This window comes from Bacillus sp. EE-W1 (genome assembly GCF_009760835.1).
Lineage (GTDB): Bacteria > Bacillota > Bacilli > Bacillales > Bacillaceae_G > Bacillus_A > Bacillus_A wiedmannii.
In genome coordinates, this window is record NZ_WIPE01000117.1 from 60033 (window position 1) to 67045 (window position 7013).

8 protein-coding genes are annotated in these 7013 nt (G+C 31.8%); all 8 read right to left on the minus strand.

The window, feature by feature from the left end:
• Positions 1-1059: a dTDP-glucose 4,6-dehydratase gene (gene rfbB / locus GFJ36_RS26925; protein WP_098707774.1), complete on the minus strand. Its 1059-nt coding sequence runs from the start codon at positions 1057-1059 to the stop codon at positions 1-3.
• Between the two features lie 49 nt (positions 1060-1108).
• Complete coding sequence (rfbA, locus tag GFJ36_RS26930; RefSeq protein WP_098088716.1) at positions 1109-1996, minus strand: glucose-1-phosphate thymidylyltransferase RfbA; 888 nt, start codon at positions 1994-1996, stop codon at positions 1109-1111.
• A 112-nt stretch (positions 1997-2108) separates the two neighbouring features.
• Complete coding sequence (locus GFJ36_RS26935) at positions 2109-3272, minus strand: CDP-glycerol glycerophosphotransferase family protein (protein WP_141545945.1); 1164 nt, start codon at positions 3270-3272, stop codon at positions 2109-2111.
• Positions 3273-3279: 7 nt separating this feature from the next.
• The gene (gene tagD / locus GFJ36_RS26940) at positions 3280-3675 is read right to left on the minus strand and encodes a glycerol-3-phosphate cytidylyltransferase (RefSeq protein WP_064470678.1); all 396 of its coding nucleotides are present in this window, start codon (positions 3673-3675) and stop codon (positions 3280-3282) included.
• A 331-nt stretch (positions 3676-4006) separates the two neighbouring features.
• Positions 4007-5008, minus strand: a complete 1002-nt coding sequence (mreB, locus tag GFJ36_RS26945) for a rod shape-determining protein (protein WP_000457990.1) — start codon at positions 5006-5008, stop codon at positions 4007-4009.
• A 161-nt stretch (positions 5009-5169) separates the two neighbouring features.
• Entirely contained in the window at positions 5170-5442 is a 273-nt protein-coding gene (spoIIID, locus tag GFJ36_RS26950; protein ID WP_000544012.1) for a sporulation transcriptional regulator SpoIIID, read from the minus strand.
• 311 nt (positions 5443-5753) lie between these two features.
• Positions 5754-6602: a polysaccharide deacetylase family protein gene (locus GFJ36_RS26955; RefSeq protein WP_157349799.1), complete on the minus strand. Its 849-nt coding sequence runs from the start codon at positions 6600-6602 to the stop codon at positions 5754-5756.
• A gap of 163 nt (positions 6603-6765) precedes the next feature.
• Positions 6766-6900, minus strand: coding sequence for a hypothetical protein (locus GFJ36_RS26960; RefSeq protein WP_000008907.1), 135 nt, complete (start codon positions 6898-6900; stop codon positions 6766-6768).
• Between the last annotated feature and the right edge of the window lie 113 nt (positions 6901-7013).

Here is a 7013-nt window from a genome sequence, read left to right on the forward strand (position 1 = left end):
TTATTGCATTTTATAAAGCTGTTTGTAATATTCTTTATATGTACCATTTGTAATATTATCTAACCACTCTTTATTATTCAAATACCATTCAATTGTTTTCACAATCCCAACCTCAAAAGTTGTTTCAGGCTCCCAATTTATTTCGTCCTTGATTTTTGTAGGGTCAATTCCATATCTTCTATCATGACCCTTTCGATCCTGCACAAATGTTATTAAATCTTCTGTAACACTTGCATCTACATTTTTATTTATATAGTTCACAATCGTTTTTACTAGATGAATATTTGTTCTTTCATTATGACCACCAACATTGTAAACTTCACCTAATTTGCCTTGATTGATTACCATATCGATAGCCTTGCAATGATCTTCTACATATAACCAATCCCTAATATTTAGACCGTCACCATAGACTGGTATTTCTCTATGATTTAAACAATTATTAATCACTAATGGAATCAGTTTTTCTGGAAATTGATACGGTCCATAGTTATTAGAACAACGAGTTATGTTCATTGGCATTTTATAAGTATCAAAATACGCCTTTACCATTAAATCTGCTGAAGCTTTACTTGACGAATAGGGACTATGCGGGTCTAATGGTGTAGTTTCTTCAAAAAATCCTGTCTCGCCTAAAGATCCGTATACCTCATCAGTTGAAACTTGTAAAAATTTCTTCCCATTTTGATACTGATCATCACCAATTAGCCAGTGGTTCTTAGCTATATTAAGTAAATTTAACGTACCTAAAACATTTGTTTTCACAAAAATATCAGGATCAGCTATACTTCTATCAACATGTGATTCCGCAGCAAAGTTTACTACATAATCAATATCATTTTCATCAAAAATTTCTTCAATAGCTTCTTTATCACATATATCAGCTTTTACAAATTGATAATTCTCATGTCCTTCTACTTCTTTTAAATTTTCTAAATTACCAGCATATGTTGGCTTGTCTACATTAATAATTTTTATATTTTTATACTTACTAATCATATAGTGAATAAAATTGGAGCCAATAAAACCTGCCCCACCTGTAACTAAATATGTTTTCATAGTTGTTTCCACCTCTTTAAGTATTTCCATTTCTCTTGAAAATTGATATTTAAGTGTATTGTAATTCCTTAGTTTTCCCTGCTATACGCAATAAATACTTACCATACTCAGTTTTGACAAGTGGCTCTGCCAACTTTACTAATTGCTCTTCATTTATATAGCCTTTTCTAAACGCAATTTCTTCAATACAAGAGATATACAAACCTTGCCTATTTTGAACAGCCTCCACAAAATTACTAGCCTCTAAAAGACTACTATGTGTGCCTGTATCTAGCCAAGCCATTCCTCTACCAAATAATTCAGTTTTCAACTTTCCTCTGCGTAAATATTCTTCATTTATAGATGTAATTTCTAATTCTCCACGTAAAGATGGTTGAATTTGGCTTGCAATTTCTACGACTTCATTATCATAAAAATATAAACCTGGTACAGCGTAATTCGACTTAGGATTTACTGGCTTTTCTTCTAAGCTCAAAACATTCCCTAAATAGTCAAATTCTACAACCCCATAATCCTCTGGATTTTTCACATAGTATCCAAATACTAATGCTCCCTCTTCCAGTTTTACAGCCTTTTGTAACACTTCGGTAAATCCTTGTCCGTAAAATATATTATCTCCCAATACTAGCGCTACACTATCTTGACCAATAAAATCTCTTCCAATGACAAATGCTTCTGCCAATCCTTTAGGTTGTTCTTGAATCCCATATTGAATTGAAATCCCCAAATTACTCCCATCACCTAATAATTCTTCAAACTGAGATAAATCATTAGGTGTAGAAATCACTAAGATTTCTTTTATTCCTGCTAACATTAATACAGACAACGGATAATAAATCATTGGTTTATCATAAATTGGAACAAGTTGCTTTGAAATAGATTTTGTAATTGGATATAACCTTGTTCCTGATCCACCTGCTAATATAATTCCTTTCATAATTTCCCTTAGTCTCCTCTCGTTAATACATTCTCTTTATCTATAAAAAAAGAAAAGCAATATAAAATTTTATAAAGAACCCTGTTCTCAACATTCAATCTTAAAACACTATTTATTTCATAAATATATTTTCTACAAATTGCAAACTAGAAGTACCTTTAGAATACTCATTCCATTTTAAGGTGAACTCGTTCATAGTATCTAACTTAAAACTACCACCTTTTATTACCTGTACTACCTCTTCTGTTGTATAAACAACCGGTCCTGGAGCATCAGATACATAATCACCAATAACTCCTCTTTTTTTCATATATTTCTTTAAATCATATGCAAAAAAGATTATCGGTTTATTTAATAAACAAAACTCAAATGGTATAGAGGAATAATCTGTAACTAATATATCCGTCACTAAAAATAAATCATTTACATTCGGATAAAGAGAATAGTCATACAAAAAACCTTCATACCGCTTTTCATAATTACATCTATTCCTTATTGCTGGATGCAATTTAACTATAAGAACATACTCATCCTTCAATTGCCTATACATCTCATTGATATCTAGGTGCAAATCGAAATCCACTAACTCTTTATCCCTAAAGGTTGGTGCATATAAAATAACTTTTTTACTCTTTAAATTTGGGTTTACTATAAAAATACTATCTTTAACTTTCTGCTGCTTTTGTTCATTAAAAAATAAATCCGTTCTTGGAATACCTGTTTTCAATATATTATTATCAGATAAAGCAAAGGCTTCCTTATAAATGTCGGCAAGCACTTCTGAACCCACAACAATTTTATGGAAGTGCTGATAAACATTCATAAACCTATTTTGAGCTCGTAAGCTTCTTTTCTTAAAAGAAGGAGCTAGTAATCCGAATTTTTTAAAAGCACCTGCTGCATGCCATATTTGAATACACTCTACACCTTTTTTAAATTTAACGTTTGCTAGTGACCCAAAATAATTATCCACAATAACATATTGAGAAGTAGATAAATGATAGACAGCTTTAATAGTGTGGAATAAATTCTTCGTTTCAAATTTATAAGATTTTACATCCGAGTAGCTATCCACTTCATATTTACATGTAGGCTTATATAAGAAAACTACGTCGTAATCAACTTTTTGACGCTTCATTTCATCATAAATGAAAATCAAGTTTTCTCCATAAGACATAATAAAAGTCACTTTCCTTTTAATAGGGAATATTTTCAAAATATTATGTAGAATTGTAAATAAGATGAGGTATACCTCTACAATAATTTCTCTAATCATCTAATATTTATCTAGCAACTAGTACTAGTTCCTTTTTTATTTTCGTAGTGGAGATTCCAGCTGTACGTGGTAAATATACAACTTCGCAATGTTCCGCTAAGAAGTCAAACTCACCTTCCCAATCATCACCCATAACAAATAAGTCGACATCATAATTCACAACATCTTCTACCTTCTGCTGCCAATCGTGTTCAGGAATTACCTCATCCACATAACGAATTGCCTCTAAAATCATTTTACGATTCTCAAAACTATGATAGGACTTTTTACCTTTTAATTTATTGAATTCATCAGAAGATACAGCCACAATTAAATAATCTCCTAAACCCTTTGCCCTCTTCAATAAATTAATATGTCCCCAATGTAGTAAATCAAACGTACCATATGTAATTACCTTTTTCATAATTTAATTGTCCCCCTGCAAATTTTTCTAAAAAATAAAAAAAACACACAATAGGACCTTCCCCGCATCATTATCTAAATAACAAAAAGCCCTATGTAAATTGCTAATATTTACAAATTATTTACATTAAATTCACACGAAATTCACACTAGAGATTATAACATACTTTTTATTGACCAACTATTACAATTAATATGCATTTTATGTAATATATGCATAAAGAAAGCGTTAACAATGCTTATTTGTAAGTGTTTTTCCAGTATATCTTATTATATAAAAAAACCAGAAAAGAATTGCTTCTTTCTGGTTTTTTATTTACAATTGAATTTTTTTATCTCAAAGCACGCTTTGGTAATTTATCGATATTCTCTAACATAATACCTGTACCAACAGCAACACATTGCATTGGGTTTTCAGCAATTAATACTGGTACTTTTAGTTCTTCTGCTAGAAGCATGTCGATACCGTGTAGTAAAGCTCCACCGCCTGTTAGAATAACACCGCGGTCGATAATGTCCGCAGAAAGTTCTGGTGGCGTGCGCTCTAGTACGCCTTTTGCAGCTTGTACAATGATAGCCGCGTCCTCTTTTAGTGCTTCTGTAATTTCTTCAGAGCATACTGTAATTGTACGTGGTAAGCCCGTTACCATGTCACGTCCGCGAATTTCAAGCTCTTCGCTACGTGCACCTGGGAATACTGTACCGACTTTAATTTTAATATTTTCTGAAGTACGTTCTCCAATTAATAGCTTATACTTACGTTTAACGTAGTTTAAGATCTCCATATCAAACTTATCACCAGCCATTTTGATAGAGGAAGAGGTAACAATATCACCCATAGATAGTACAGCAATATCTGTTGTACCTCCACCAATATCAACAACCATGTTACCGCTTGGTTGGAAGATTTCCATACCAGCACCAACTGCGGCTACTTTTGGTTCTTCTTCTAAAAATACTGTTTTACCACCTGAACGTTCAGCAGCCTCACGAATTGCTTTTTGTTCTACAGATGTGATATTTGTTGGACAGCAAATTAAAATGCGAGGTTTTGAAAAGAAGCTCTTCACGTCCAATTTGTTAATGAAATACTTTAACATTGCTTCTGTAATTTCGAAATCAGCGATTACACCATCTTTAAGCGGACGAATTGCTACAATATTACCAGGTGTACGTCCCACCATACTTCTTGCTTCTTCACCTACTGCTAATACTTTACCTGTGTTACGATCAATTGCCACAACAGATGGCTCATTTAATACAATACCTTTGCCTTTAACATGAATTAATACATTAGCCGTACCTAGGTCAATTCCGATATCTCGCGCAAACATTCCCGTCATTTCCTCCTCGATATTCAAAATCAGGTTACACCCGAATTCTTTTACACCTAATTTCTGATTTTATCATAAATTTAACAGAAACGTAATATTCGCAAAAAGAATTCTTCTGAAAAATATTACCGAATTGAAACGGAATGTTTGCGATCGCATATTTATTGACGGACCGGCTTTTCTACATCTTCTTTTCTATACTTTTGTTTTGTTGCTTCTCCGCCTCTTAAATGACGAATAGACTTATGATAATCAAGAATTTCTTTCACTTCATTTGCGAGCTCTGGATTAATTTCTGGTAGACGTTCCGTTAAATCTTTATGGACTGTACTCTTTGATACCCCAAATTCCTTTGCAATGACACGCACTGTCTTTCTTGTCTCCACGATATACTTACCAATCTTGATAGTTCTCTCTTTGATGTAATCGTGCACACCACTCGCCTCCCTAAATTGGATGTGAGAAGTGTGAAATGAGCCTCGCTGCATACGACTAAGAAGTAAGTGTGAGTGCTGTTTGTAAGCGTTAAACATTCTTGGATTTATAATGAAATGATTCACGATTTCTCACCTCAAACACTCTCTTTGCTTTGGTTTATACCATTGTATTGCCCGCACTACTGATATATGCTACATGTTCACTATTTTTAAGGACTAAGTACAAAAAATTTTATTTCAAGAAAAAATCTATTCTTTAAACAAAAAAGCCTATTAGAATTTAAATATAATTCTAATAGGCTTGAAATTTACTTATTTGGAACCTCATATTCACCTGAGACTATTTTCTCAAAGTTATCCATTTTAGTATCCGCTGAAATAAACCAACGTTTTATTTCTAGGGGATTATTTTCTGGTGTCGCATATCCTTGTAGACTAGTGAATGCTAACTCCATTTTTAAATCTTTTAATATTTGGAGCGTATCTTTATTGTACTTTCCAAATGGATATGACATATAATTTGACTTTAAAACATCTTTACTTTTTAATATATCATTTTTAACTATTTGATTTCCCTCAACAAGTATAGCCGCTGATCCATTCTTAAATTTATGTAAAGTATGTGTATGACTTCCAAATTCAAATACATCTTTCATTTTATCCATTTCATTCATACTTAACATTTGAAAGGTTTTAGGATTAAATTTTTCTTCCTTATTACTTATTCTAGATGTAACTGCAAATGAAGTAGCATGCATTTTATATTTTTTTAAAATTGGATACGCATATACATAATTTGATTTAGAAGTGTTATCGAATGTGATTAAGACACTTTTCTTAGGAAGTTTCTTTTTATTTTTTATAAACTGATTAAATTCTTCCAAAGTAAGAGTATGATACTGATTATCTGCTAAATACTTCATTTGTTTTTCAAACATTCCTACTGATACCGCAGTTGTTTTATCTTTTAATACTGGATTTTGATTTTTATCATTATCTTTTGTTAAATAATAATATTGCAAAACCGGCACCTTTTCTTGCTTACCTGCAGCATTCATTTTATTAAAAATAAAAAATCCAATCCCAACGATTAATGCTACTACAACCGCTATTAAAATAAATAATTTTTTCGAACTTTTGTTTTCTCTAGCTTTCATTAAACTTCCCCCTCAACCACAACAAAAAAACACAGTATTTTAGATTCCTACTGCATTCAAATATCGTTTTCCTATGTAAAAAAATCACAATTATTATTATACGGCCTAGCTCTAAAAATTCCAATAGGTGTACAAAAAGAAAAAGACACTCTTTCTTAGAGTGTCATTCTTCTCGTTCCAACTCTTCTTCTAACAATTGATGGTGGGGAACCTCTTTCTTACTGGCAATATAATAATATAAAGTGAATAAAACAAACAATAAAATAATAGCAGTCGACAGAACAAATAAAAATGACACAGTATCCCCTCCTGTTTGTAATATATATTCGAGAATCTCGTCATATTTCCTTGTTATTGCAACTTTTTTCTCGAAATTGAGTATTTTTATATAAAGTGAAACTTTAATCAGTG